Below are 25,830 nucleotides of genomic sequence, written 5' to 3'. Positions count from 1 at the left end.
CCGCCAAGCAGTAAGGATACCGCCATGACCACGCCTCGTCTGAGTTTCGAATTTTTCCCCCCGCAAACGCTGGAAGCGTCGTTCCGCCTTTGGGAGACGGTAAAGGTTCTGGCCCCGATGCAGCCGGAATTCGTCTCGGTGACCTATGGTGCTGGTGGCACGACCCGCAAGCTGACCCATGAGGCGGTGACCACCATTGGCAAGAATTACGGGCTGAACGTGGCCGCCCACCTCACCTGCGTCAACGCCACCCGCGCCGAGACGATGGAGATCGTGGATGCCTATGCCGAAGCGGGCGTCAACCAGCTGGTGGCGCTGCGCGGCGATGCCCCCAAAGGCCAGGAGCGCTTCACGCCCCATCCCGAAGGCTTTGCCTCCTCGGTCGAGCTGATCGAGGCGCTGGCCGCCGATGGCCGCTTTACCATCCGGTGTGGCGCCTATCCCGAGCCGCACCCCGATGCCGCCGATGATATGGCCGATGTGCGCTGGCTCAAACGTAAATGCGAGGCCGGTGCGACCTCGGCGCTGACCCAGTTTTTCTTCGAGGCGGAGACCTTCTTCCGCTTCCGCGACCGCTGCGAGAAAGAGGGCGTGAAGGCCACCATCATTCCCGGCATCCTGCCGATCCAGTCGTGGAAGGGCGTGCAGCGCTTCGCGGCCAATTGCGGCGCGAATATCCCCGAGCATCTCGGTCCAGCCTTCGAGAAGGCCATTGCCGAGGACCGCGAGCAGGAGCTGTCGATCGAACTTTGCACCAAGCTGTGTGAAGAGCTGATCGCCGGGGGCGTGGAAGACCTGCATTTCTACACCGTCAACCGCCCCGTTCTGACGGGCCGCGTGTGCCAGAATCTCGGCCTTGCACAGGGGCTTGATCTGGGCGCGGTTGCCTAAGCAGGCCATGCCTGACAAGATACGCGAAACAGGGGCCGCTCGGCCCCTTTTTCATGCCATCTGTATGGAGTCTCCTATGACCGATCCTGCCTATTTTGCCGAAAACGCAGATGATTTCCTGACCCGCGACGAGGTGACCTCGGTCGATGGCGTGACCTATCTGCAAAAGATCATCGACGGCTCCGCCCCCCACCCGACCGTCGCCAAGATCATGAATTTCCGCGTGATCGGAGCCGAATATGGCAAGGTCACCTTCCGTGGCTTCCCGCTGCATGAGCAAAGCAACGCGTTCGGGTCCACCCAGGGCGGCTGGTATGGCATGGTGCTCGATAGCTGCATGTCGATGGCGGTGATCTCGGGTCTGAAAAAGGGCCAGTTCCAGTTCACCATCGAATACAAGATCAACCTGATCCGCGCCATCAAACCCGGGACCGAGCTGACCATCACCGGCCTCCTCACCCATATCGGGCGCTCGACAGGCGTTGCCACCGGCGAGATCCGCGGCACCGAGGATGGCAAGCTTTATGGTCAGGGCTCCTGCACCTGCTTCATTCAGGGCGAAGCGCGGGACTGACCCCGCCTATAGCTCGTAATAGACATAGGCCTTACCGATGATCCGCTGCCAGCGCCCCTCGCGCCATCGGTCGTAGAGCGCCTGATCGAACCCTTCGGGACTGTAGAGCCCCGAGCCCATGATCTTGCCGTCCCCGCTCAACAGCCGGTAGCGGATCGTCGGCTGGATATTCAGCTCGGGCACCTCATCGGCCGTCAGGATCCTCAGCCGCCCCTTGGCAATCGCCGCATCAAGGGCAGGATCCTGCTCCAGCGCCACCAGACGCTGCACAAGACGCTCCTTATAGGCGGCCTTGTTCGCAGGCAGAAGAAAGCAAGAGATCTCGACCCGCTCCGCGCCAATGACGGATCTGAGAAGCCGCCCCATACCGGGGCTTTCGCCACAAAGGGCAATCGCTTGCTCGAACCCGATCTGCACCGTCAGCATATCGCGGCCCGGAAGATGCCGCGCGTCGAGCCCTACCGGCTCGACATCGCCACCACTGGCCAGAAGCCTCAGAACAAGATGGTCAAGGCGGGGCATGCGAGGCATTTGCACAACCATGGGCGTCTCCGTAGGAATCACCCTTACCTTGCGGCAATATGCTGAATGCGAGATTAAATGCCGGCCGCCTTCCGGATGCAAAAAAAGGGGCCTTCCGGCCCCTTCTCGTCACATATTGGGATAGTTCGGGCCATCGCCGCCCTGGGGTGTGGTCCAGTTGATATTCTGGGACGGGTCCTTGATATCGCAGGTCTTGCAATGGACGCAGTTCTGGAAGTTGATCTGGAAGCGCGGGCCATCCTCGCCGTCCAGCACCTCATAGACACCTGCGGGGCAGTAACGCTGCGCGGGTTCAGCATATTTCGGCAGGTTGACCGAGATCGGCACCGACGCATCGCGCAGCTTCAGGTGGCAGGGCTGGCTTTCCTCGTGGTTGGTGAAGGAGAAGCTCACATTGGTCAGCCGGTCAAACGACAGCTTGCCATCGGGTTTGGGATACTCGATAGGCTGGAAATCCTTGGCCTCGCCCGTGGCTGCCGCATCGGTCTTGCCATGCGCCAGCGTGCCGAAGACCGAGAAGCCGAAGAGCTCGTTCGTCCACATGTCAAACCCGCCCAGAACGGTCGAGGCATACATGCCCCATTTCGCCCACATCGGTTTGACATTGCGCACCTTTTTCAGGTCGCGCCCGATCGCGCCACCCCGCACTTCGGCCTCATAAGCAGTCAACTCGTCACCCGAACGGCCCGCCTTGATGGCCTCGGCCGCAGCCTCCGCCGCCGCAATCCCCGAGAGCATCGCATTATGGTTGCCCTTGATGCGCGGCACATTGACCATGCCCGCCGAACAGCCCAGCAGAACACCACCCGGGAAACTCATCTTGGGCAGCGACTGGTAGCCGCCTTCCGAGATCGCCCGCGCACCGTAAGCCACGCGCTTGCCGCCCTCGAGGAGCTTCGCCACCTCGGGGTGATGCTTGAAGCGCTGGAATTCCATATAGGGGAAGACATAGGGGTTCTCGTAGTTCAGATGGACCACGAAACCGACATAAACCTGATTGTTCTCGAGGTGATAGATAAAGGAGCCGCCGCCTGCATTATTGCCCAGAGGCCAGCCCATCGTATGGGTCACGGTGCCTTCGCGGTGCTTGGCGGGGTCAATCTCCCAGATCTCCTTCATGCCAAGGCCGAATTTCTGCGGGCAATGGCCTTCGGAGAGGTTATAGCGGTCGATCACGATCTTCGAGAGAGACCCGCGCACGCCCTCGCTGAGGAACACATATTTGCCGCGCAGCTCCATGCCGGGCTCATAGGCAGGCCCCGGCGTGCCATCGGCCTCGCGGCCGAACTCGCCGGCCACGACACCCGCCACGCGGTCGCCCTCCATCACCAGCTCGGACGCCGCCATACCGGGGAAGATCTCGACGCCCAGCTCCTCGGCCTGCTCGGCCAGCCAGCGGCAGACATTGCCCATCGATACGATGTAATTGCCCTCGTTCGACATCAGCTTGGGCATCGGCCAATGCGGGATCTTGGTGGCCTTGGTCTCGGTCAGCAGAAGGAAATTATCCTCGGTCACCGGTGTATTGAGCGGCGCGCCCTTTTCCTTCCAGTCGGGGATCAGCTTCGTCAGCCCCACCGGATCCAGCACGGCGCCGGACAGGATATGCGCGCCCACCTCGGAGCCCTTCTCCAGCACAACGACCTCCAGCTCGGGATCGATCTGTTTCAGACGGATCGCCGCAGACAGCCCCGACGGGCCGGCTCCAACGATGACAACGTCATATTCCATCGACTCGCGGGTAATCTCGGTCATAAATCAGGGGCTCCCTAGCTGGCCTTGCGCGTGCTTTTTTACTTCGACTAGCCTACCTTCTTGTTCAAGGCAATGCGACCCCATGTCTAGCGCCATGTGTCGATCGCCGGAAATACGAAACCGACATTCCGCCGATCAGGCGCGAAATTTCGCATCTCGCCGTGGCAGGGCCTTGACACTGCGGCGTCATCCCCGATTTACACTTCACGGACCGCCCAAGGAAAAACAAAACGGCAAAGGGCCTTGCTTATGGAAAAGATACCGCTGACCCGCGCGGGGTTTAACCGGCTGGATGCCGAGCTGAAGAAACTGAAATCCGTCGAACGTCCTGCAATCATTCAGGCGATTTCGGAAGCGCGCGAGCTGGGCGACCTCTCGGAAAACGCCGAATACCACTCGGCGCGTGAAAAGCAGAGCTTTATCGAAGGCCGCATCAAGGAGATCGAGAGCATTCTCGGCCTCGCGCAGGTAATCGATCCGAAAACCATGTCGGGATCGGTGAAATTCAGCGCGACCGTGAAGATCGTCGATGTCGATACCGATGAGGAGAAATCCTACCAGATCGTCGGCGAACAGGAAGCCGATCTGGAAAAAGGTCTCCTGAACGTGAAATCGCCCCTCGCGCGCGCCCTGATCGGCAAGGACGAAGGCGATACCGTCGATGTGCGCACCCCCGGTGGCACGCGCAGCTACGAGATTCTCGAGATTCTCTTCGTCTGAGCTTTCGTATCCGATCCTCCTGACCTGACGGAGCCCGCAGATGGCAACCGAAAAACCCGATCCGTTGAACCGCCCGCTCGATCAGGCCCCGCCCGTCACGGGCGGCGTCATCGGCCGCGGCGAGATCATTGCGGCTGTTCTGAGCCTGATCTGGCTGGCACTGGTCATCGGGATCTGGGCTCTCGCACCCGTCGGGTCGGAAACGGACAGCTCGACAGGGGCGCTGGGTCTGGTCTTCGCGCTTGTGGGTATCTTCCTGCCCTTCGCGATGATCTGGATCGCGGCCCTCACCGCGCGTTCGGCCCGCGAGATGCGGGCCGAGGCACAGTCTCTGCGGGCCTCTGTGGACGCGATGCGTCAGGCATGGGTCACCGAGGCCCGTGCCCGCCGTGATGGCGCGCAGGACAAGAAGCTCGACGAACTGCTCCAGAGCACACGCCAGACCGAGGCTACGATCGCCACTCTGATGGCGAGGGGCGAGGGGCAACTGCTCGAGGCCCATGCCGATACCAAGATGGCCCTGATCAGCCCTACACCCGCCCGTCCGCTCTACGAGGAGCAGCCGACGCTGGAACTTGGCGCGCCCGTCGATCCGGTCGGCACGCCTGTAACGGTGTCCGATTTCGTGCGGGCGCTGAACTTCCCCGATACCGCCGATGACCGCGAGGGCTTCCGTGCGCTGCGCCGCGCACTCGAGGACCGGATGATGGCCAAGCTGATCCGCTCGGCGCAGGATGTCCTGAACCTCATGTCGCAGGACGGCATCTATATGGACGATCTCAAGCCCGACCGTGCGCGCCCCGAACTGTGGCGCCGCTTTGCCAAGGGCGAGCGTGGCCGCGAGGTCGCGGCTCTGGGCGGTGTGCGTGACCGCTCGTCGCTGGCGCTGACCGCCGCACGGATGCGCAACGACACGGTCTTCCGCGATGCGGCGCACCATTTCCTGCGCCAGTTCGACAAGACCTTCGCGGGCTTCGAGCCCAATGCCAGCGATCTGGAGATCTCGGAGCTGTCCGACACCCGTTCGGCCCGCGCCTTCATGCTGTTGGGCCGCGTCACCGGCACCTTCGACTGACCTCAGCCTGATGAGCGGGACTGCCCCGGATCGGGCGCATTGCGCCCGTTATCCCATGGTTTGAGCGGGCGCACCATCATGAACACCGTGCGGTAGAGGAACAGCATCTCCGTCAGCCGGCTCTCCCGCACCCGCACGACATGGAAGCCCAGCCGTTCATAGAGCGCCCGTGCCCGCATGTTTTCCTTGATCACATCGAGCCGCAGCTGGACATAGCCGCGCCTACGGGCCTCGGTGCAGACCGCCTCGAGCAACGCTGTGCCGATCCCGCCCGAGCGCTGGTCGGCGCGCACGGACAGCCCGTCCACCACCATCGCCTTATGTTCCTGATCGCGGGCCAGCACCCACAGGCAGGTCAGCCGCCATGCAGCACCGAACAACCCGTAGATTTCCCGCAGATCTGCATTATCGCCTCCCACGAACGCTCCGTGCGCCGTGCGGAACCCCACGATCCCCAGAAGCTCCTGCGTCTCCTCGTTGATCGCGCAAAACCCGTGCGTGCCATCCATCACCCGTTCGACAAAGGCCAGCGCCCGCGGGTCGGGCCCCAGAACACGGCCCAGCTTGCTGCCGAAGGCTTGCCAGTAGAGCTTCGCCGCCGCCGCACGATGATGATCGGGGATGCCCCGCCGGATACGATAGGTCATCGCACGGCCCTCCCCGCGGCAAGCGCCAGATCCTCGGGCGTGTTGATATTGAAGAACGGATCGGGCTGCGCCTCGAATACCACCGCGCGCGCACCCTGCAGAGGCCGCCCCAAACGGCGCTCTCCCGCGCGCAGGGCTTGCGCCACCTCATCGCGCAGGCCCACCGGCCATGCGGCAAAGGTCGGATGCCTGCGCTCTGATGACATGGCGAGCGCTGGTCCCTCCCCCGCAAGGCGCGCGACAAGATCGTGTGGCAGGAAAGGCGTATCCACCGCCACCGTGACCACACCCTGTGCGCCCTGCGCCTGCGCCCAATCGAGACCGGCCAGTATCCCCGCCAGCGGCCCCTCGTGCAGATGCGCGGGCGGATCGGGCAGAACGGGGCAGCCCTGAGCCCAGGGCGCAAACCGCGCACCATCACCATTGGCCGAAATCGCCACGCGCTCGACCTGCGGTGCGAACCGCGCCATCACATGTGCCAGAAGAGGCTGACCGCCCAGCGGAACAAGCGCCTTATCGACACCCCCAAGACGACGTCCTTCGCCCCCCGCGAGGATCAGGCCGAAATACCCCAAATTGCCTCCGATACAATTCTGGGCTTGAGAGCGCCCAGACAGGCTTTATGACATGCCCCCACAGACCCCAACTTACAAGAGTAAAGCATCCCCTTGCGTAAGGCATTTCTGCGTGGCGTGATCAGCACGCTCCCCTTCACCCTCGTGATCGCGCCCTTCGGGCTTCTGTTCGGCGTGGCCGCGACCGAGGCCGGTTTCGATCTGGCACAGGTCATGGGCTTCACCATACTGGTGCTGGCGGGGGCCTCGCAGTTTTCCGCCATCCACCTGATGAGCGAACATGCCTCGGTGGTGCTGGTCATCCTCACCTCGCTTGCGATCAATATGCGCATGGCCATGTATTCGGCGGCGCTTGCCCCCTATCTGGGCCAGGCAAAACGCTGGCAGCACATGCTGGTGGCCTATTTCCTGATCGACCAGACCTTTGTGACCGCAGAAACCGAATACCGCAGTCGCCCGAACCTGAGCATAGGCGAACGGCTGGCCTTCTATGCGGGCTGTAGCATGATCCTGCCGCCCTTGTGGTTTCTGGCCACACTGCTGGGGGCCTTGGTGGGGGCCTCGATCCCGCAGGAATTCGCGCTGGATTTCGCGGTGCCGATCACCTTTCTGGCGATGATCGCGCCCGCGCTGCGGTCGCTGCCACATATCGCGGCGGCGCTGGTCTCGGTGGTGGTTACGCTCCTCTTGGGCTTTCTGCCCGCAGGCACGGGGCTGTTGGTGGCGGCGGTCTGCGCAATGGTCACCGGTGCGCAGGTCGAGCTATTTGTTGGCCGGATCAAGGCACGGAGGCAATCCGCATGAGCCAGTATAGCACCGCCCAGATCTGGATGATCATCGCGATCCTCGGGATCGGCACTTTCGCCCTGCGCTATGTGTTTCTGGGGCTGGCCGCGCGCAAACCCATGCCTGAATGGTTGCTGCGCTATCTGCGCTATACGCCGGTCGCCGTATTGCCCGGAATGGTCGCGCCACTGGTGCTCTGGCCTGCGGCAACCGACGGCCAGATCGAACCCGCGCGCATGCTGGCGGCCCTGCTGACGCTCGCCGCAGGCATCGCTTCGCGCAATGTGCTGATCGCCATTCTGGCAGGGTTCGCGGCGCTCTATCTGGGGCTGTTCGTCCTGTTCTGAACAGATGCGCACCGCGCAAAGGAAAAGGGCCCCGAGGGGCCCTTTGTCAGTTCGCGGCTTTGCCGTCCTGAAGCTCGAAGGCTTTCTCGCGGATTTCGGCGGCGCGCGGATCCGTCTGCTGGATCATCAGGACGCCCGTATTATTCTCGGGATCGTTGTCATGATAGACGCGATAGGTCGCGCCCGGCAGTTCGGAGAAATAGCGCGAGAGCTTCTTGGGCGACCATGTATGGTGGATCGCCCCGAAGCCCGGCACATCCTTCAGCACGGTCGAGATCGCATTGGCGCAATAGGATTTCCGCGCGGCCCCGTATTTCTCGGCATTCGCGCGGATCTGCTGCGCCTGCGCCATAGTGACCGGCACCTTCTGCTCGATCACGTCCCAACGGTCGCGGGCGTGGTAGTCGATATAGAATTTGCGCATCCGCTCGGTGATACCGAAATGCAGGTCGTTCCGCTCGGGCGAATAGGGATGATACCATGTGCCTGCCGGATCATAGAGAACCCGCTCCGGCCCGTCGATCATAAGGCCCGAATGGCCACCTGCGCCGGTCTCGCGGCTGACCACGGTGTAAAGCGTGACCGAGGGCGGATCGCCCGACACATAATGGGCTTTGGCAACCGCGTCATCCGGCGCCCAATGCGGTTCAGCCGCACAGGCAGCAAGGCCCAGCAACATGCCCAAACAAACAAGTAGTCGGCGCATCAGCCAGACCCCCTTCAATCTTTTGCAATCACTAGGGGCCAACATCCCCTATCCCGCCTTTGTGAAGCATCAAATCCGGCTGGAGACAACAGCAACACAGGCCCGTGACAGATAAAACCGCAAGCTGTTCTGCCAAGGGCACGATCATAAAAACACGGCCTTAGAACACGCGGGCTCACATCTGGCGCAGGGCTCAGAGCAGATGCCAGAGCCACGCGCCATCCGCGCGCGGCTCGCGCCGCACCTCGCCCAGATGCAGCAGATGGTTAAGATGGGCCACCGCCTCCACCATCGCCAGCCCATAGGTGCCCTCGTCGATCTCGCGCTTGAAAAGCGGCGCGAAACACTCGCAGGCGGTCTTCGGGCCAGCGCCCAGATGCGCGCGCAGGCGGTCCAGCGCGCCATCATGGTTCTGGATCATCTGGGCAAGCCGCGTGGGCAGGCCGGTAAAGGGCAGCTTGTGGCCGGGCAGAACCAGTTGGGTCTCGCGCGCCAGAGGCAGGAAGGACTGCGTGGCCGCCATCCATTCGGCGACCGGATCGGCCTCGGGTTCTGTCGCATAGACACCCAGATTGGCCGAGATCGAGGGGAGCAGCTGATCCCCACCGATCACCAGATCGCCGCTCCAGAAGGTCGCATGTTCGGGCGCATGGCCATTGCCCATCCGCACGTTCCACTCCCGCCCCGCCATCTCGATCCGCTCGCCCTCGACCAGCCGCCGGTAGCCCAGAGGCAGCGGCGCCGTGCAATCGGCAAAGTTGAAAGGCCGTTCCTGCAACCGCTTTTCCAGCATATCCGCCCGTATCCCGGCCGCCCGCCAGAAAGCCACGGTCTGTGGATCGGGGCGGTCCTGCACATCGTGCTGGAGCATCCGCGCCATCAGCCATGCGGTGCGCGTGGTCCACAGCTCGGCGCCCCGCCCCTGCAGCCATCCCGCAAGCCCGATATGATCGGGATGGTGATGGGTGACCACGACGCGGCTCACCGGCTTTTCGGCCAGAGGCCCGTCCAGAAGCGCCATCAATGCCTTGCGACAGGCGGGCCGGTCCACCCCCGGATCGACCAGCGTCCAGCTGTCACCCTCGTCCAGCGCATAGCCATTCACATGGTCGAGCGCCATCGGTAGCGGCAGCCGGAACCAGAAGATGCGGGGCGCCACCTCGCAGAGCGTGCCCGGGGCGGGCGGCTCGGGCCAGGGATAGCGGATGGATCGGGGGGCGGAGAGAGGGCTTGTCATAGCCCCAAATCTGGAAGCGAAAGCGCCCGAAGTCCAGAGCCCGCCCGCATGGCGGCAACCGCGCCCGCAGAGCGCGGCAGCACCCGCCCGATATGCACCGCCGCCAGCGCCCGACGGTCCGGATCGGCCAGCACAGCCTCCAGATGCGCTCCCGCCCCCAGAACCAGCGCAAGGGCCTGCACCATATCTTCCGCGGCCTCGGCCCGTGTGGTCTGGTCCTGCGAGACCAGCCATTCGACCGCCGCGCGCACGGCCTCGGCCGCGTCCCGGACCGGTGCGGCCAGATCGGGATACTGCCGGTGGGCCCGTGCGGCCTGTTCCTGCACCTCCTGTAACAGCTGACAGGCCATCCGCCCCCCGTCGCGCATCTTTCGGCCCACCAGATCCAGCGCCTGAATACCGTTGGTGCCCTCGTATATGGCCGTCACCCGCACATCGCGCCAGAACTGCGCGGCCCCCGTTTCCTCGATAAAGCCCATACCCCCATGGATCTGGATACCTGCATCCGAAGCACGTGCGCCGACCTCGGTGCCATAGACCTTCACGACCGGCGTCAGGAACGCCGCGCGCAGGGCCCAATCTCCCGCAGGATCGGCCCCCGCCATATCCAGCGCCACACCGGCCTTCAGCGCCAGCGCCCGCGCCGCAAACAGTTCGGCCCGCGCCTCTCCCAAGAGCCTGCGGATACCGGCAAACTCGATGATCGGGCGGCCCTGCACCCGCTCGGTGGCAAATTGCGCGGCCTTTTGCAGCGCGGCCTCGGCCACGCCGATCCCCTCCACGCCCACCGACAGGCGCGCATTGTTCATCATGGTAAACATCGCGGCGAGCCCGGCATGGGGTTCCCCCACCATCCAGCCCTTGGCCCCCTCGAAGACCATCACACAGGTAGGCGAGCCATGCAGCCCCATCTTGTGCTCGAGGCTTGCCACATGCAGGTTGTTGCGCTCGCCCTCCGGCAGGAGCTTGGGCACCACGAACAGACTGATCCCCTTGGTGCCCGCGGGCGCATCGGGCAACCGCGCCAGCACCAGATGGCTGACATTCTCCACCAGATCGCTATCGCCCCAAGAGATGAAGATCTTCTGCCCCGTCACCGCATAGCTACCATCGGCATCGGGGATGGCCCGCGTGCGCATATCGGCCAGATCCGATCCGGCCTGCGGCTCGGTCAGGTTCATCGTGCCCGACCAGTCGCCCGAAATCAGCTTGGGCAGATAGAACGCCTGCTGCTCGGCACTGCCATGATGCGACAGCGCCTCGATCTGGCCTTGCGTCAGCATCAGCTTCAGATGCAGCGCCATATTGGCCCCTGTCATCATGTCGTTCACCGCCAACCCCAGCGCCTGCGGCAGGCCCATCCCGCCATAAGCCTCGGGCGCGGCCAGCGCTACCCATCCGCCCTCGGCCAGCGCGGTATAGGCGGCGCGGAAACCGGGCGAGGTCACGACCTTCCCGTTCTCGAGCCGCGCCGGATAAAGATCGCCCGCACGGTTGCAGGGTGCCAAGACCTCATCGGAAATCCTCGCGGCCTCGGTCAGGATCGACCCCGCAAGATCGGGCGAGAGATCGGGGAAGGCCGCGCTGCCATAAAGCTGCGGCAAGGGCGTGAGATGATCGAGGATGAAACGGATATCTCCGGCGGCGGCGCGATAACCCATGATGTCCTGCCATGACCTCCCTCAACCCGACCCGTGGCAGCCGCTTGGCATTTGCGGCAGACAGGCTTATGCACAAGGCTGTAACGGGGACGAGGTTACTGCCTTGCCTCTTTCCAGCAATCACGACGCTACGTCAAACAGATCCGATACCGCCCATGACCGATCTCCTCTCCGCCACCCCCGAAGGCTATACCGAGGCCGCCCGCCTGCTGGGCCGAGGCGAACTGGTGGCCTTTGCCACAGAGACGGTCTACGGGCTGGGCGGCGATGCCCGCAACAGCGAGGCCGTCGCCGCGATCTATACGGCCAAAGGGCGGCCCAAGTTCAACCCGTTGATCGTGCATGTGCATTCGGTCGAGATGGCCGAGCGCTATGTCACCATCCCCGAGGCGGCGCGGCCGCTGATCGCGCGCTACTGGCCGGGACCCCTGACGCTGGTGCTGCCTTTGCGCCCCGATGCAGGGATCTCCGATCTGGTGACCGCTGGGCTCGACACTCTGGCCATCCGCATGCCCGCCCATCCGGTCGCGCGCAAATTACTGCAGGAATATGACGGGCCGCTGGCCGCGCCCTCGGCCAACCCCTCGGGGCGGATCAGCCCCACGACCGCAGCGCATGTGATGGACGGGCTCTCGGGCAGGATCGCGGCGGTGCTGGAGGGCGGGGCCTGCGGGGTGGGCGTCGAATCGACGATCCTCTCGCTCGATCCGCTGGCGCTCCTGCGCCCCGGCGGGCTGGCACTCGAGGAGATCGAGGCCACGCTGGGCCGCGCCCTGCCCACGGGCGGCAATGCCGACAAACCCAATGCGCCGGGCCAGCTGAAATCGCATTATGCACCGGGCGCGGCGGTGCGGCTGAACGCCACCGACCGCCAGTCGGGAGAGATCTGGATCGGTTTCGGATCCCATTGTGCGGGCGCCGATTTCAATCTCTCGGAGGCGGGCGATACGACCGAGGCCGCAACCCGCCTCTTCGGGCTCTTGCGCGAGGCCGATGCGCTGGCGCAGCAAAAAGGCGCCAGCTGCATCGCAGTGGCGCCCGTGCCCGATACAGGGCTGGGTCTGGCGGTCAATGACCGGCTGGATCGGGCCGCAGCGCCCCGCCCATAACACCGCCCCTGAGCCTCCTCAGGCGTGGCCCGCGGTCGCAGAGAGTGTGCGGGGATCAATCCCCATCGTCCCCAGCGCGCGCACCCATTTATTGGCGTAATCTCCCGAGAGCGCCAGCTCGGCATCGCCATCGGCAATCAGCCAGCCATTATCGAGGATCTCCTGTTCCAGCTGGCCCGGCCCCCAACCGGCATAGCCGAGCGCCAGAACCGCGCGATCCGGCCCGTTGCCTGCGGCAATATCCTCGAGAATGTCGCGGGTGGCGGTCATGGCCAGCTCCTCGCCCACCTCCATCACCGGCCCGCCGCCATCCCACTCGGTCGAATGCAGCACGAAGCCACGACCGGTCTCGACCGGCCCGCCAAACAGGATCGGACGTTCGCTGCTGTCATCGGAAGCGGTCATGGTGATCCCCAGCTGCTCCAAGAGATCGGGCAGATCGGGCTTGGGCAGGGGCTTGTTGACGATCAGCCCCATTGCCCCTTCCTCGGAATGGGCGCAGACCATGATCACCGAATGTTCGAACCGCTGATCACCCATACCGGGCATCGCAATCAAAATCTTGCCGCTCAGATCCATCAGGGCCTCCTCATGCGCCGCATTGTCCCGATCTGATGCCGCATTGGCACCAGTCCGCAATGTCTTTCCATCAAACTGGTCCGCAAGAGGTCACTCTTCAAGGTGTCAATGTGGCCAAAAGGCCGCCATTAGCCTTGCTGGCGCGTTTGTGACTTTGCGGAAGCGTCTTCTTGGCGATAAGCGGAACTCATGAGCATCATGACAAGACTTGCATCTTCTGGGCTGGGATTAGGCCTTTTCGCGACCGTTTGTGGTGCGGTTCCTGCCTTCGCGCAGACGACCGAGCTTGCCATGACCCTGCCGCCCACCTCCGAGGCCGTGCCACTACCGATGGGGCTGAGCCATGCCGAGGTGCTGGACGGCTGGCAGACAAAGAGCGGCACGCGCATGGCCGCGATCCGCATCACACTGGATGCAGGCTGGAAGACCTACTGGCGCCATCCGGGCGATGCGGGCATCCCGCCGAGCTTCAACTTCAAGGCCTCGAGCAATCTGAAGGATGTGAAAATCTACTGGCCGCGACCGCAGGTATTCATGGAAAGCGGAACGCGCTCAATCGGTTACAAGGACCAGATGATCCTGCCGATCGAGCTGGTGCCAGAAGATGCCAGCCAGCCGATCCAGCTGGAGGCCGATCTCGATCTGGGGATCTGCCATGATATCTGCATCCCCGTCTCGCTCGATCTGGCCGCCGATCTGGAGGGCAAAGGCGCGCAGGATGCAGTGATCACACAGGCGCTGGCAGCCCAGCCCAAAAAGGTTCCCAGCACAGCACGCTGCACCATAGCACCGATCCGCGACGGGGTCCGTGTAACGGCACAGCTACCGTCCGATGCCGCTCCCGATCAAGTGGCGCTCTTCGAACTGCCGTCGCAGCCCGTCTGGGTGTCCGATTCGCAAATGTCACATCAGGGGAATACCCTGAGTGCCACGGCAGATCTGGTGCCGCCCAATTCCGAGCCCTTCGATCTGGATCCGAAAGATCTGCGGATCACGGTGCTCGATAAGGCCCATGCCTACGAAATGGATGGCTGTGCGCGGATGTAACTAGCGCATCCGGCGCGTGCGCCACGCGGCCACGGCCAGCGCGCCCAGAATGAAGGGCGCAAAGACCAGCCAGCTCTGCGACACGCTACCACCCCGCGCGATCACCGGTCCGAAGCCGAGCGCCGCCCCCAGAACGATCAGCCCGATACCCCACCAGAGTGCGCCCGCAAGGCGCGGCGCTTTCAGTCCGCGCCGCGTCGAGGCGAGGATCCGGAGGATATCGGCCTGAACCGCCAGCACGGCAGGCACCAAGAGCAGCACGATCACCATCCCGAAGCCAAGCCCGTAGACCAGCGTGATGACCGTCGATTTCAGGAATTGCGCCTCGGCGCTGCCCTCGTAGAGAAGCGGCGCGAGCCCGAGAACGGTGGTCAGTGTTGTCAGCAGCACAGGCCGCAGACGGTCGGCCACCGCCTCCACGATCGCAGGGCGCAAACCACGGTGCCGCGCGTAGTCATCCACCGTCGAGATCAGCACGATGGCATCATTGATAATGATCCCCACCATGCCGAGCCCGCCCACCACGGCGAACATCGACATGGGCGTGTCCCAGAGGTAATGCCCCCAGACCGCGCCCACGAGCCCGAAGGGGATGACCGCCATCACCACCAGTGGCCGCGCCCAGCTGGCCAGTATCCATGCCAGAACCACATAGATCCCCAAGAGACACAGGATCAACCCGAGCTTCGCATCATTCATAAAGGCGCGCTCGTCGGCGGCCTGCCCTGTCTGCAGCCAGCCGACCCCCAGCCGCTGCGCGATATCGGGCAGAATGCGGTCCTGCATCTCGGTCATGATCGCATTGGCGCGTTCAGGGTCGTCCTCGGAGATATCCCCCGTCACCTCGATCTGGCGGAGCCCGTCGTCGCGGCGGATGGTGGAAAAGCCCGCCTCGCGCCGCACCGTGACAATATCCGACAAGGGCACCCACTGGCCACCGGGGCTTTGTAGCTGCATCCGGTCGATGAAATCGGCGGTCTTCTCGGCCTCGGGCAATTCCACGCGGATCGTGGCCGAGCGCACCCCGTCAGGATAGCTCGCGGCTTCGGTGCCGTTCAGGCGGGCGCGCAATTCCTGCCCCAATGTCTCCGTATCAAAACCCAGTGCCTGTCCCTGCGGTGTCAGATCGAGGATCAGATCCTCCTTGTCATAGGCCAGATTATCCTCCAGCGCCGAGACCTCGGGATAGGCCGATAGTGCGGTTTTCAACTCTTCGGCAGCCTGTTTGAGCACCCGTGTCTCGGCGCCCGTAAACTGCACCGCAAGGCTGTCGCCGCCAGGCCCCGCGCGGAAACCACGGAAGGAAAGCTCCTCCAGAGCCGGATTATCGGGCGCCTCCTGCTGCAGGCGGCGGATGAAATCGGCACTGGAATAGGGGCGCAGATCCTGATCGACCAGCTCGACCGAGATCGAGCCCAGCTGGTCGGTGTCCTTGGTATCGGCCGAGGCCAGAGACCGCCCCGAGGCCCCGCCGAGCTGGCCGATCACATAGGTCACCGGATTGAGCCCGTATTCGGTCTCGTAATCGGCTCCCACCTTTGCCACCAGCGCCTGCAGCTCGCGCATGACGGCATAGCTGTCCTCGCGGGTGGTGCCATTGGCCATGGCAAAGGCCCCCGAAATACTCGACCGTTCGGGCGGCGAGAAGAAGCGCCACTGCACCTGACCGGTTTTCAGCAAGGCCACCTGCACCGCCAGCAGCAGCACCGCAAATGCCAGCACCGGATAGCGCGCATGGAGGATACCGCGCACCAAAGGCCGCATCGCCTTGCGTCGGAACCAGTCCAGCCCGCGATTGGTCAGCCGCGAGGGCGCATCATACCAGCGCGGCTGCCCGATATGCGCCAGCGCGTGGGACATATGGTTGGGCAGGATCAGGAAACACTCGACCAGCGAGGCCGCGAGCACCGCGATTACCGTCAGCGGGATATCCATGATCATATCGCCCATCCGCCCGCCGATCACCACCAGCCCTGCAAAAGCGATGATGGTGGTCAGCGTCGAGGCAAAGACCGGCGCCAGCATCCGGCGCGCCCCCATTTCAGCAGCCACTTCGGGCGGCTCGCCCAGATGGCGGGCCCGGAAATCGGCATGCTCGCCCACCACGATGGCATCATCGACAACGATCCCCAAGGTCAGGATCAGCGCGAAAAGCGACATCATGTTCAGCGTCATACCGCCCAGATACATCACCGCCAGACCGGCCGCGAGCGAGGCGGGAATACCCATCGCCACCCAGATCGCCGTGCGTGCATTGAGAAACAGGAACAACAGCACCAGCACAAGACCGAGCCCGACCAGACCGTTATCGACCAGCAGATCGAGCCGCGCCACGATCCGCTCGGTCCGGCTGCGCACCAGCTCGATCGTGGTATTGGCGGGCAGATCGGGGCGCATCGCGGCCACGACCTGCTCGACCTTGCCCTGCAGGGCGATCGCATCGCCTTGGGCCGAGCGTGCCACATTGATCGTCATCGCGGGATTGGCGCCCACATAATAGGCCCGCTCGCGCGCCGCGCCCTCCACGCTGATCCGCGCGACATCACCCAGCGTCAACGCCGCGCCATCGGCATCGGTGCGGATCACCAGATCGCGGATCTGGCGGGCCTCGCGGCGCTCCTCGCCCGCGCGCACCCGCGCCGCCCCCGAGGCCACATCGCCCGCCGGCGTGGCATCTGTGGCGGCTCGGATCACCGCGATGATCCGGCTCAGGCTGACATCATGTGCCATCAGCGAGGTCGTGGGCACCTCCACCCTTACCTCGGGCGCGGCAATCCCCGAGAGCGTGGTGCGGGTCACGCCTTGGGCATAGAGGCGCGCCATCATTTCGTCGGCCAGACGGCCCAGCTGTTCGGGGGCGAGCGGACCGGTGATGATCACATCTGTGACCGTATCGCGCCACACGCTCTGCCGGATCTCGGGGGTCTCGGCGGCCTCGGGGAGATCGCCCGCCAGCTGGATGGCGCTCTGCACGTCATCCATCGCGCGGCCCATATCCCATCCGGGCTCGAATTCCAGCTCGATCTCGGCGCGGCCTTCACGGGCCGTGCTTTCTGTCGCGGCCACCCCTTCGACGCTCAGCAGCGACGGTTCGAGCACCTGAATGATCGCGCGATCCACATCCTCGGCGCCCGCCCCCTCCCAGGCAACCGAAACATCGATCTCGTCGCTGACCGTATCGGGAAAGAACTGCGCCCGCAGTTTGGGGGCGGCCACGATCCCCGCGCAGAGCATCACCACCAGCACGATATTGGCCAGCGTGGCATGGCGGGTGAAAAGCCCGATCAGCCCCATCTCAGCCGCCCCGCTGTTCAAGCCGGTCGATCACGGCAGCGGGCACGCGGTCCTGCTGCAATTGGCTCAACAGGCTCTCGCGCTGGCTGGTGCTAAGGCCCGTATCGCGCTCGGCGGCCTCCATCAGGGCCTGACGGTGATCGGGGGTCAGGTCGATCAGGCTCTGGTCATGGGATGCCTCTGTTAGCGGACGCAGCTTGATCCCCTGCCCCAGAAGCGGGCTGCGCCGCGCCACGACCAGCGTGCCCTGCGGCAGATCCGAGCGCACTAGCACCGTATCGCCCTCGCGACGCAGGATGCGCGCCTGCGCGGCGTAAAGGCGGTTCTCGCCATCCAGCGCCAGCACCTCGCCATTCCCATCCACCGCCTGTGACGGAAGCCGCGCGACATCGGCCAGAAGCGGCTCGCTCAGCGTCACGGTCACAAAATCACCGGGCCGGAAGCCGCGCGTCTCCGCAAGGCGCGCGTAAAGAAGCCGTCCCGCCGTGCCCGCCTCGACACTTGCCCCCGCCCTGAGGAGCTGCGCCGACGATTGCACCTGCGCCTCCGCTGTCTCAAGCCGCACCTGCGCCTCCAGTGGCAGCAAGGCACCGCCCTCATCGGTCAGCCGCAAAAACTGGCTGGTGGACACACGGAACGAGACTTCCAGCGCGCCCGGGTCGATCAGCTCGCCCAGCATCTCGTTGGCCGAGACCAGCCCGCCCTGCACCGCCATCACCCCGCCGAGGATGCCGTCGAAGCCCGCGCGGATCACGGTCTCCGACAATTCGCGCTCGGCCTCGGCCAGATCGATCCGCGCGCGGCTAAGCGTGGTTTTCCCCTGATCGAGCACCGCCTGCGCCTGCGAGAGCGCCGAGCGGCGCGACAGAACGGCCTGATCAGCGGAAGAGGCGGCCAGTTCGGCCTCCTCGGTGACCGCCGCCGAGCCGATCCCGCGTGTGTTCAGATCCTGCTGGCGTTGCAGCGCCTTGAGCCGCAGCGCGGCCTGTGCCTGCGCGGCCTTCAGGTCATCGCCGGCGATCACCAGCGCCCGTCCGGCCTGCGCGAGAGCCGCCTCGGCCTCGGACAGGCTGGCAGCCGCACTGTCGCGCGCGGCCTGCGCCTGCGCCGGATCGAGCCGCACCAGCACATCGCCCTGCCGCACCATTGCCCCATCCTCGAAGACAGGCGACAGCTCCACAACTGTTCCCCCGCTCGAGGCACGCAGCTCCAGCCGCCGTGTCGAGCGGATCTCGCCATAGGCGGTCAGTTCGGGGTGAAGATCCTGATACTCAAGCGCCACCACATCGGCGGCATAAATACGTTCCGAGGGCGCTCTTGCGGATCCGCGATCCGTTCCGGACGGGCCCATCCGCATCACGGCCACCGCCGTGGCAAGCAGGCCAAGCGTCAGGGCAAACAGGAAAATTCCGCCAAGGCTGCGTGAAAGAAAATGCATCTATGCGCGTATCCGGAACTATCGGGCGAGGTTGGACCATTGTGCCAGTCTTTGCCGGTGCCGCATAGAAAAACTTGGCCGCCTACGACAGGTCTAGCCGTCGAGCCGCGCCCGCAGCGACAGGAGATCGGCCCATGTATCGCGCTTGGCCTCGGGCTGGCGCAGAAGCTGGGCGGGCGAATACATGGCGATCGCGGGCTTGCCAAAAGCTTCGGCCCATTGCCCGCGCAGACGGATAATCCCGCGTTTGCCGATCCCTGCCGAGCAGGCGGCATTTCCCATCAGGACCACAATATCGGGATCCACCAGCTCGACCATCCGCATCAGGAACGGGCGCATCATCGCGATCTCGGCGGCTTCGGGCTCGCGCTGGCCCGGCGGGCGCCACGGCAGAACCGGCGCTACAAAGAGCGCCGCATTGCGGTCGGGGGCCTCGCGCCCCAGCCCGATGGCGGCAAACATCCGGTCGAGCATCCGCCCCTGCGCCCCCGTGAACGGACGGCCTGCGCGCTCGTCCTCGCGATCGGGCGCGTCGCCGATGACCAGAACACGCGCATTCTCGGGCCCTTCGGCACGCAGCGTGCAGCGCGCGCCCTTGCGTAGCTCGCAGGTCTCGAACGCATCGAGCGCCTCGTGCAGATCGGCCAGACTGCGCGCCTGCCCTGCCGCCTGCGCGGCCAGCCCGACATGATCGACCTGTGGCACGGCCTGAACGCGCACAGGCGCCGCCGGTTTTTCGGCCATAACAGGTGCGGCCTGCACGACCTCCGGCTTGGCCAGCCGGTCGGGCAGCGCGTAGCAATCCACCGCCCCGTCGCCCTGCGCCTCGTCCGCGCCCAGCTCGCATAGCCATTCGAGCGCCGCGAGGGCGGCATCATAGCTCAGATCGGAGGGCGGGAGGTTGTGCATGGTCATGACGCGCATCTTAGTCGCGCGGCTCCAGACGGTAAATCCCCTACCTGCTGCACAGCTCCCGACGATATTTTCCTTTTCTTGCAGGCAATCTGGCGGTAGGCAGCTTGGCAAACAGACAGGAAGAACCCGATGACCACGACCGGAAAAATCGCTTTTCAAGGTGAATTGGGGGCCTATTCCCATCAGGCCTGCCATGATGCGCTCCCCGATATGGAGGCCCTGCCCTGCCGGACCTTCGAGGATGCGATCGAGGCCGTTCGCTCGGGCGAGGCCGATCTGGGCATGCTGCCGGTCGAGAACTCCACCTATGGCCGCGTGGCCGATATCCACCAGCTGCTGCCATCCTCGGGGCTGAAGGTGATCGGCGAGGCGTTCGTGCGGGTGCATATCAACCTGCTGGCCCTGCCCGGCACAGAGCTGTCCGAGGTGAAATCGGCGATGTCGCATACCGTCCTTCTGGGGCAGGTCCGCAACTTCCTGAGCGCTCATAACCTGCACCGGATCGTGGGGGCCGATACCGCAGGCTCCGCCAAGATCGTGGCCGAAAAAGGCGACCGCTCGGTTGCGGCACTGGCCTCGGAGCTGGCAGGCGATATCTACGGGCTCGAGGTTCTGGCTCGCCATATCGAGGATGCCTCGAACAATACGACCCGCTTCCTTGTTATGTCGCGCCAGCCCGATTTCTCGCGCCGTTCCGAGCGGATGATGACCAGCTTCATCTTCCGCGTGCGCAATATTCCGGCCGCCCTCTACAAGGCGCTTGGCGGCTTTGCGACCAATGGCGTGAACATGACCAAGCTCGAGAGCTACATGGTGCGCGGCAATTTCACCGCAACCCAGTTCTATGCTGATGTCGAAGGCCACCCCGAGGACTCCAATCTGAAACTGGCGCTCGAGGAGCTGTCCTATTTCACCGATATGATGGAAATCCTCGGCGTCTATCCGGCAGATCCGATCCGTCAGGAAATCTGCGGCTAAGCGGCCGCACGGAACCCAATGCGGGCAGCTAGGGCCCGCAGATCACGCCTGACCCGATGCCTCGTAGCGGGCCGAGATCTCCTTGGCCTGCTTCGATATGCGGTCGGCGAATTTGCGGTCGAGACTGGAGCGGCCAAGCTTTGCCGATTGCAGCATGAGCCGCGCGCCCAGCGTGCGCGGACGTATATCCAGCCCGACCTGCAACCGCGTGCGGGTGCGCGACAGCGCGGTCAGCAGGATCACCGTCTCGATCAGGAAGCTCGACGATTCGCCCGAAAGCCCCACCGCCTCCGGACGCTCGAACCGCGTGACCTCCGCAGTCAGCTTGCGCATCTTGCCCCGCAGGCGGAAAGCGATCTCCCAGCTTGCGCCTTTGCCCGCGCCTTCCAGCTGGTCGGTGCGGTGAAGTTTCACACCACGCTCGCGGGCAACCTCTTCAATAGCATCGAAGCGGCTGAGCTCGTCGAAGACAAACTCAACAGGGACAGGCATATCTTCTCTGGTCGAGAATTTCATCCGGCACTCCTTGGCACATGCCAACTGAAAAGATCACGGCGATCATGACGTTAGGTCTGATCTAGACGCCATTCACAGACGGTCTGCAAGCCATTCCCGCATTAACCAACCTGCAATGGCACCGCGACGTGGCGCGCGTATCACGCTATCGCGCCCCGCCATCACCTGCAACAGCCGCTCGCGACTGATCCAGAGTGCATCCTCGATCTCGATCGGGTCCGTCACGATCTCGCGGCTGAGCGCCTCGGCATGGCACCCCATCATCAGCGAGGCCGGAAAGGGCCAAGGCTGCGAGGCCACGGGCCGGACGGGGCCAACGCTTACCGAGGTTTCCTCGAAGACTTCGCGACGCACGGCGGCCTCGACCGTCTCGCCGGGTTCCATGAAGCCCGCGAGACAGGAATACATCCCCTCCGGCCAATTGGGGTTACGCCCCAGCAGCAGGTCGTTGCCGTGGGTCACCAGCATGATGACACAGGGATCTGTGCGCGGGAAATGCGCGGCCCCGCAGGACGGACATTGCCGCTGCCAGCCCGATTGCACCGGTTCGGATCTCTGGCCGCAGCTGGCGCAGAACCCGTGGCTGCGGTGCCAGCCGAGCACCCCGCGCGCCGTGGCCGACAGCTCGGCCTCGAGCGGGGTCAGATCCGTCATCACCTCGCGCAGATCGCGGAAACCATGACCCTCGGGGGCGGAGATGTCGGGCGGAAGATCCCGCGCGACGATCATCTTTCCCTCGACCTGCCCCAAGAGCACCTGCGTGCCCGCCTGCCCCGAAAAAAACGGCGCGGAAGCCGGCAGAAGCCCCAGAACGGGCGTTGCCTCGTGATCGCCGCAGCACAGGATTTGCCCCTGCGCCACCGCCAGAACCCACGCATCCGCCAGATCGGGCATCTCACGCGAAAGCCCGGCACGGTCCAGCCCGCCCCCCGCAAAGGCCAGCCCTGTCCGACGGTCGTGGAAAAACGGTCCTTGCGATGGAAGGATTCGGCCAGAAGCAGCAGATGACATGAAGGGAGACCCCGATTTTAAGTCTGGTTACGCAATACGCTTGCTTAGTGTTACGAATTTAGGCCTTAATCGTCAAAAGAGTATAGCTTTTCCCTCCGTGACCTGATGTCACAAATACACCTTAGGGTTGAGCGCGGTTAATATGGTATGAGTGACAAAAGGCGATCTTGGATCGCCCGTTCGAGAGGAATGCGATGCCCGTGCCCACGCAGCAGCCGCATAACGGCCAAGTGACACCCCTGCGTCTGCGCCTTCTGGCAACGACGGATCTGCACGGGCATGTGCGGGGCTATGACCTGTTTTCCGACCGTGAGGATACCAGCTGCGGGCTCGCGCGGGTGGCAACCCTGATCGACGCCGCCCGCGCCGACTGTCCGAACACTTTGTTGTTCGACAATGGAGACTTCCTGCAAGGAACGCCGCTGACCGAATACTGGGCGCGCAACCGCACCGGGCGTCCCGCCGCGCCCCATCCGGTGATCGAGGCGATGAATGCGTTGGCCTATGATGCGGTAGCGCTGGGAAATCACGAATTCAATTACGGTCTGGAATTCCTTCTCGAAAGCCTGTCGGACGCGCGTTTCCCCTGCCTTGCGGCCAATGCCCTGACCGCGCAGGGGGCGCCGCTGACCCAAGCCCATACGATCATCGAGCGGGCGCTGACCGATGAGGCGGGCACGGTCCATATGCTTCGGATCGGGGTCTTTGGCGTATTACCGCCGCAATTCATCCTGTGGGACAGTGCGTTTCTGGCCGGCCGACTGCAAAGCCGTGCCATTGTCGATACCGCCAGAGACGAGATCGCGACACTCAAGGCGCAGGGCTGCGATCTGGTCGTCGCGCTTGCCCATACCGGCATCGACCCCGATGCGCGCGAGGACGATCCCCATGCCGAGCATGTCGCGACCCTTCTGGCCCGCCTCGAGGGGCTGGATGCGCTTATTGCCGGCCATGACCACATCACTTTCCCCGGTCCTGACGTGCCCGCGCGGGACTGGATCGACCCCGAGCACGGCGTCCTGCATGGCGTGCCAACCGTCACGCCCGGCCATTTCGGCAGCCATCTGGGGCAGATCGACCTGACATTACATCACGATGCTCAGGGGTGGCAGGTGGCCCGCGCGCAGGTGCAGGCCATCCCTGTCCGCCAGACGCCCAGCGTGCCCGAGGCGCCGAGAATCGTGGCCTGCACGGCACAGGCCCATGACGAGGTGCAGCGCCATAGCCGGCAGCGTATCGCGCGGCTCGATGTACCGCTGCACAGCTATTTCTCGCTGGCCGCGCCCGATGCCGCCCTGACCTTCGTGGCCCATGCCCAGCGCGAGCATGTGCGAACCCTGCTGGAAGGCAGGATCGAAGGGGAATTACCCCTGCTTTCGGCTGTAGCCCCTTGCAAATCGGGCGGGAGATCAGGGGCGGAATATTATCTCGATCTGAAACCCGGCCCGCTCAGTATCCGCAATCTCAGCGAGATCTATCTATTCCCCAATATCGTCACTGCCGTCATCATTGACGGTGCCGGGCTGAAGAGCTGGCTCGAGCGGGCCGCCATCGTTTTCGAGACGATCCCCGCTGGCTCGCAGGGCCAGACACTGATCCGCCCCAGCGTCCCCGCCTATAATTTCGACGTCATGCTGGGCCTGACCTACGAGATCGACATCTCGGCCCCGCCTGCCTTTGATCTGCAAGGGGCAGCGACAGGCGAGGGGCACGGGCGTATCCGCGATATGCGCCATCAGGGGCGACCCGTCGAGGATACCCAGAAATTCGTCGTGGCGACCAATAACTACCGCTCTGCCTTCGCGGGTCAGTTTACGGGGCTTGAGGCGCTGCGGATCGATCTGGGGCCGGATGTCGCCTCCCGCGACATGCTGATCGAGGCCGCGCGCCGTTGGGAAACCGTGCATCCCCAGCCCGAGCCGATCTGGCAGTTCAGGGATCAGCCCGATACCTACGCCCGCCTTATCACCGGCGCCGGCGCGCTGGCCTATACCGCCCAGATGGGCAGGTTCGGGCTTTCGGTCGAGGAGCATCGCGAGGACGGAACCGTCACTTTGTGCAAACAGCTTTTCGAAGAGGTCCGCCGCAGCGGCACACTGGGCTGAACCGCGCGATGGCTACCGTGTGTCGCGGCAATGCGCGCGGAAGGCGCGCTTGAGCAGATCCAGCTCTGCCTGCAACCGGTCGACCTGCGCAACCAGTTCCTGTGCGACCGGCGCGCCCGCCAGAAGGGGCAACCGCGCGACCACTTCGCCCGAGTGTTCCGCCAGCAGGAGGGTCTGGGCCCCCTCCTCCAGCATCTGCACCGGCAGTGGCTGGCGCAGGCGCCAGCGTCCTTCTCCGAGATCCTCCCATATCCCGTCCTCGAGCACCGTTCCGTGGCAACTGACCTCCAGAACGGGCTGTCCCGGGGCAGACAGCTCGACGATCCATTCACCGGCGCGCAGGCGTGAGAATTCGACAGTCATAGGCGGGGCTCCTTCGGAGAAGAGTTCGGGTCAGAGATCGGCACGCGGATGGCGTAGAAGCGTCATATCACGCAGCGTGATCTTGTTCATTGCGGGCGCCTCGAAGAGCAGATCGATCCACGCTTTCTCGAGCCGCTTCTCGTTGAGTTTGGTATAGGCCAGATCGAACTGGACGACCCCGCCGCCCTCGGGCATCTGGCCCAGAAGCTGGTCATGATTGGGCCCGTGCTGGATGTTGAAACGGCAATAGACAGGACGGGGCTCTTCCATCTCCATATCGAGATCGAGCTCGACCAGATGATGCAGCCGGAAGCCGGAAACCGCATCCTGGGGTAGATCGAGCACCAGCGAGAGGAAACTGCCATGGAAGCCGAACACCTCCAGCTCGATGCCGAAAGGCGTGGCGCTTGCGCCGGTATTGCGGATCTGGCGCAGGCTTATCTCCTGCGACGGGCAGTCATGGAACAGCTTCATCCCCTCGCCGAGCAGACTGCCCGAGGCGGCCCCCGCCAGCTGGTCCGGCGCGACCGGCAGGGTCATAACCGGTGGCCGCCATGCCCAGTCACACCCCAAGGGCCGTTCGATCGTCTCGCTGCGCGCGAAACGCGCCGCCCGCTCGCAGGAAATCGTATGACACAGGGCTTCCCCCGTGCGCGTCAGCTCGGTGACCTCGCGCCAGAGCTCAGACAGATCGCCCGCACCCCGCAACCGTGCTGCTTTCTGCGCCCTCTCCCAGCGCCGCTGCATCCGCCTGAATGCCAGCCGGTCCATCAGACCGCTCTGTCTTTGCGCCATTTTCCGCCCCGCTTCCCCGACTTGCGCCCCGTCACTATCAGACCAAGCAGACAAGTTGCGTTACGTCAAGACTGCGCGATCAGAAGCCCCTGAGGTTATTTCGTATTTCATCTGCCGTAAGATATGGCGGCACGGCTTCCTGACCAGAACCGCCGGAGGCGAG

Annotated in this window: 25 protein-coding genes; 10 read left to right on the top strand and 15 right to left on the bottom strand. The window is 64.3% G+C overall.

Translation table 11 applies throughout. The features are described 5' to 3' along the window. The first annotated feature begins 24 nt into the window (after positions 1-24). Together metF and ABEB22_RS06720 are read left to right on the top strand one after the other, a co-directional pair. Positions 25-891, top strand: coding sequence for a methylenetetrahydrofolate reductase [NAD(P)H] (gene metF / locus ABEB22_RS06725; RefSeq protein ID WP_350934774.1), 867 nt, complete (start codon positions 25-27; stop codon positions 889-891). Positions 892-967: 76 nt separating this feature from the next. Further along, entirely contained in the window at positions 968-1,465 is a 498-nt protein-coding gene (locus ABEB22_RS06720) for a PaaI family thioesterase (protein ID WP_406871107.1), read from the top strand. 6 nt (positions 1,466-1,471) lie between these two features. Here ABEB22_RS06720 and ABEB22_RS06715 read toward each other — a convergent pair whose 3' ends face one another. Then, entirely contained in the window at positions 1,472-2,008 is a 537-nt protein-coding gene (locus ABEB22_RS06715; RefSeq protein WP_406871106.1) for a hypothetical protein, read from the bottom strand. A 108-nt stretch (positions 2,009-2,116) separates the two neighbouring features. Then, positions 2,117-3,763: a 4Fe-4S dicluster domain-containing protein gene (locus tag ABEB22_RS06710; protein WP_406871105.1), complete on the bottom strand. Its 1,647-nt coding sequence runs from the start codon at positions 3,761-3,763 to the stop codon at positions 2,117-2,119. A gap of 249 nt (positions 3,764-4,012) precedes the next feature. Here ABEB22_RS06710 and greA point away from each other — a divergent pair, with 249 nt between their 5' ends. Both greA and ABEB22_RS06700 read left to right on the top strand, forming a co-directional pair. Next, a complete protein-coding gene (gene greA / locus ABEB22_RS06705; RefSeq protein ID WP_339113646.1) occupies positions 4,013-4,483 on the top strand; it encodes a transcription elongation factor GreA in 471 nt (156 codons plus the stop codon). Positions 4,484-4,523: 40 nt separating this feature from the next. Then, positions 4,524-5,558 carry a hypothetical protein gene (locus ABEB22_RS06700; protein WP_406871104.1) on the top strand — a complete coding sequence of 345 codons (1,035 nt, stop codon included), beginning with the start codon at positions 4,524-4,526 and terminating at the stop codon, positions 5,556-5,558. A gap of 2 nt (positions 5,559-5,560) precedes the next feature. Here the strand turns inward: ABEB22_RS06700 and ABEB22_RS06695 are convergent, their stop codons facing one another. Together ABEB22_RS06695 and mobA are read right to left on the bottom strand one after the other, a co-directional pair. Then, the gene (locus ABEB22_RS06695) at positions 5,561-6,205 is read right to left on the bottom strand and encodes a GNAT family N-acetyltransferase (protein WP_339113648.1); all 645 of its coding nucleotides are present in this window, start codon (positions 6,203-6,205) and stop codon (positions 5,561-5,563) included. After that, positions 6,202-6,780: a molybdenum cofactor guanylyltransferase MobA gene (gene mobA, locus ABEB22_RS06690; protein WP_406871103.1), complete on the bottom strand. Its 579-nt coding sequence runs from the start codon at positions 6,778-6,780 to the stop codon at positions 6,202-6,204. Before mobA ends, ABEB22_RS06695 begins: the two co-directional genes overlap by 4 nt. A gap of 93 nt (positions 6,781-6,873) precedes the next feature. Here mobA and ABEB22_RS06685 point away from each other — a divergent pair, with 93 nt between their 5' ends. Next, positions 6,874-7,584, top strand: a complete 711-nt coding sequence (locus tag ABEB22_RS06685) for an AzlC family ABC transporter permease (protein WP_406871102.1) — start codon at positions 6,874-6,876, stop codon at positions 7,582-7,584. Beyond that, complete coding sequence (locus ABEB22_RS06680) at positions 7,581-7,913, top strand: AzlD domain-containing protein (RefSeq protein ID WP_339113651.1); 333 nt, start codon at positions 7,581-7,583, stop codon at positions 7,911-7,913. Before ABEB22_RS06685 ends, ABEB22_RS06680 begins: the two co-directional genes overlap by 4 nt. A 46-nt stretch (positions 7,914-7,959) precedes the next feature. Here the strand turns inward: ABEB22_RS06680 and ABEB22_RS06675 are convergent, their stop codons facing one another. From ABEB22_RS06675 to ABEB22_RS06665, 3 genes are all read right to left on the bottom strand, one after another. Continuing rightward, complete coding sequence (locus tag ABEB22_RS06675) at positions 7,960-8,619, bottom strand: hypothetical protein (RefSeq protein ID WP_339113652.1); 660 nt, start codon at positions 8,617-8,619, stop codon at positions 7,960-7,962. A 193-nt stretch (positions 8,620-8,812) separates the two neighbouring features. Next, positions 8,813-9,856, bottom strand: coding sequence for an MBL fold metallo-hydrolase (locus ABEB22_RS06670; RefSeq protein ID WP_406871101.1), 1,044 nt, complete (start codon positions 9,854-9,856; stop codon positions 8,813-8,815). Beyond that, entirely contained in the window at positions 9,853-11,517 is a 1,665-nt protein-coding gene (locus ABEB22_RS06665) for an acyl-CoA dehydrogenase family protein (protein WP_406871100.1), read from the bottom strand. Before ABEB22_RS06665 ends, ABEB22_RS06670 begins: the two co-directional genes overlap by 4 nt. A gap of 155 nt (positions 11,518-11,672) precedes the next feature. Between ABEB22_RS06665 and ABEB22_RS06660 the strand changes: the two genes are divergently transcribed. Then, entirely contained in the window at positions 11,673-12,626 is a 954-nt protein-coding gene (locus tag ABEB22_RS06660) for an L-threonylcarbamoyladenylate synthase (RefSeq protein WP_406871099.1), read from the top strand. A gap of 18 nt (positions 12,627-12,644) precedes the next feature. On the opposite strand, the gene ABEB22_RS06655 is transcribed toward ABEB22_RS06660, so the two are convergent. Continuing rightward, the gene (locus ABEB22_RS06655) at positions 12,645-13,205 is read right to left on the bottom strand and encodes a YqgE/AlgH family protein (RefSeq protein ID WP_339113656.1); all 561 of its coding nucleotides are present in this window, start codon (positions 13,203-13,205) and stop codon (positions 12,645-12,647) included. A 198-nt stretch (positions 13,206-13,403) separates the two neighbouring features. Here ABEB22_RS06655 and ABEB22_RS06650 point away from each other — a divergent pair, with 198 nt between their 5' ends. Next, the gene (locus ABEB22_RS06650; protein ID WP_406871098.1) at positions 13,404-14,252 is read left to right on the top strand and encodes a protein-disulfide reductase DsbD domain-containing protein; all 849 of its coding nucleotides are present in this window, start codon (positions 13,404-13,406) and stop codon (positions 14,250-14,252) included. Here the strand turns inward: ABEB22_RS06650 and ABEB22_RS06645 are convergent, their stop codons facing one another. The 3 genes from ABEB22_RS06645 to ABEB22_RS06635 all read right to left on the bottom strand — a co-directional run bounded on the left by ABEB22_RS06645 (position 14,253) and on the right by ABEB22_RS06635 (position 19,899). Then, on the bottom strand, positions 14,253-17,546 hold the full coding sequence (locus ABEB22_RS06645; protein ID WP_406871097.1) for an efflux RND transporter permease subunit: 3,294 nt from the start codon (positions 17,544-17,546) through the stop codon (positions 14,253-14,255). It abuts the gene before it with no gap. A 1-nt stretch (position 17,547) separates the two neighbouring features. After that, entirely contained in the window at positions 17,548-18,984 is a 1,437-nt protein-coding gene (locus ABEB22_RS06640) for an efflux RND transporter periplasmic adaptor subunit (protein WP_406871096.1), read from the bottom strand. Positions 18,985-19,077: 93 nt separating this feature from the next. Further along, a complete protein-coding gene (locus ABEB22_RS06635) occupies positions 19,078-19,899 on the bottom strand; it encodes a uracil-DNA glycosylase (protein WP_406871095.1) in 822 nt (273 codons plus the stop codon). Between the two features lie 129 nt (positions 19,900-20,028). On the opposite strand from ABEB22_RS06635, the gene ABEB22_RS06630 reads away from it, so the two are divergent. Beyond that, on the top strand, positions 20,029-20,877 hold the full coding sequence (locus ABEB22_RS06630; RefSeq protein WP_406871094.1) for a prephenate dehydratase: 849 nt from the start codon (positions 20,029-20,031) through the stop codon (positions 20,875-20,877). Between the two features lie 42 nt (positions 20,878-20,919). Here the strand turns inward: ABEB22_RS06630 and ABEB22_RS06625 are convergent, their stop codons facing one another. Together ABEB22_RS06625 and nudC are read right to left on the bottom strand one after the other, a co-directional pair. Then, positions 20,920-21,369 (bottom strand): SRPBCC family protein, encoded by a 450-nt coding sequence (locus tag ABEB22_RS06625; protein ID WP_339113662.1) that lies wholly within the window; start codon positions 21,367-21,369, stop codon positions 20,920-20,922. 96 nt (positions 21,370-21,465) lie between these two features. After that, positions 21,466-22,404: an NAD(+) diphosphatase gene (nudC, locus tag ABEB22_RS06620; RefSeq protein ID WP_406871093.1), complete on the bottom strand. Its 939-nt coding sequence runs from the start codon at positions 22,402-22,404 to the stop codon at positions 21,466-21,468. 194 nt (positions 22,405-22,598) lie between these two features. On the opposite strand from nudC, the gene ABEB22_RS06615 reads away from it, so the two are divergent. Continuing rightward, entirely contained in the window at positions 22,599-24,509 is a 1,911-nt protein-coding gene (locus ABEB22_RS06615; RefSeq protein ID WP_406871092.1) for a bifunctional 2',3'-cyclic-nucleotide 2'-phosphodiesterase/3'-nucleotidase, read from the top strand. Positions 24,510-24,521: 12 nt separating this feature from the next. On the opposite strand, the gene ABEB22_RS06610 is transcribed toward ABEB22_RS06615, so the two are convergent. After that, positions 24,522-24,872: a hypothetical protein gene (locus ABEB22_RS06610; RefSeq protein WP_339113665.1), complete on the bottom strand. Its 351-nt coding sequence runs from the start codon at positions 24,870-24,872 to the stop codon at positions 24,522-24,524. Positions 24,873-24,902: 30 nt separating this feature from the next. Beyond that, positions 24,903-25,667: a DUF6478 family protein gene (locus ABEB22_RS06605; RefSeq protein WP_406871091.1), complete on the bottom strand. Its 765-nt coding sequence runs from the start codon at positions 25,665-25,667 to the stop codon at positions 24,903-24,905. Positions 25,668-25,830: the final 163 nt, after the last annotated feature.

The sequence above is a fragment of the Thioclava sp. 'Guangxiensis' genome, from assembly GCF_045348365.1.
GTDB classification, from domain to species: domain Bacteria; phylum Pseudomonadota; class Alphaproteobacteria; order Rhodobacterales; family Rhodobacteraceae; genus Thioclava; species Thioclava kandeliae.
Note: the sequence above shows the minus strand (reverse complement) of the source record. Positions and strands in the feature narration are given on the sequence as shown.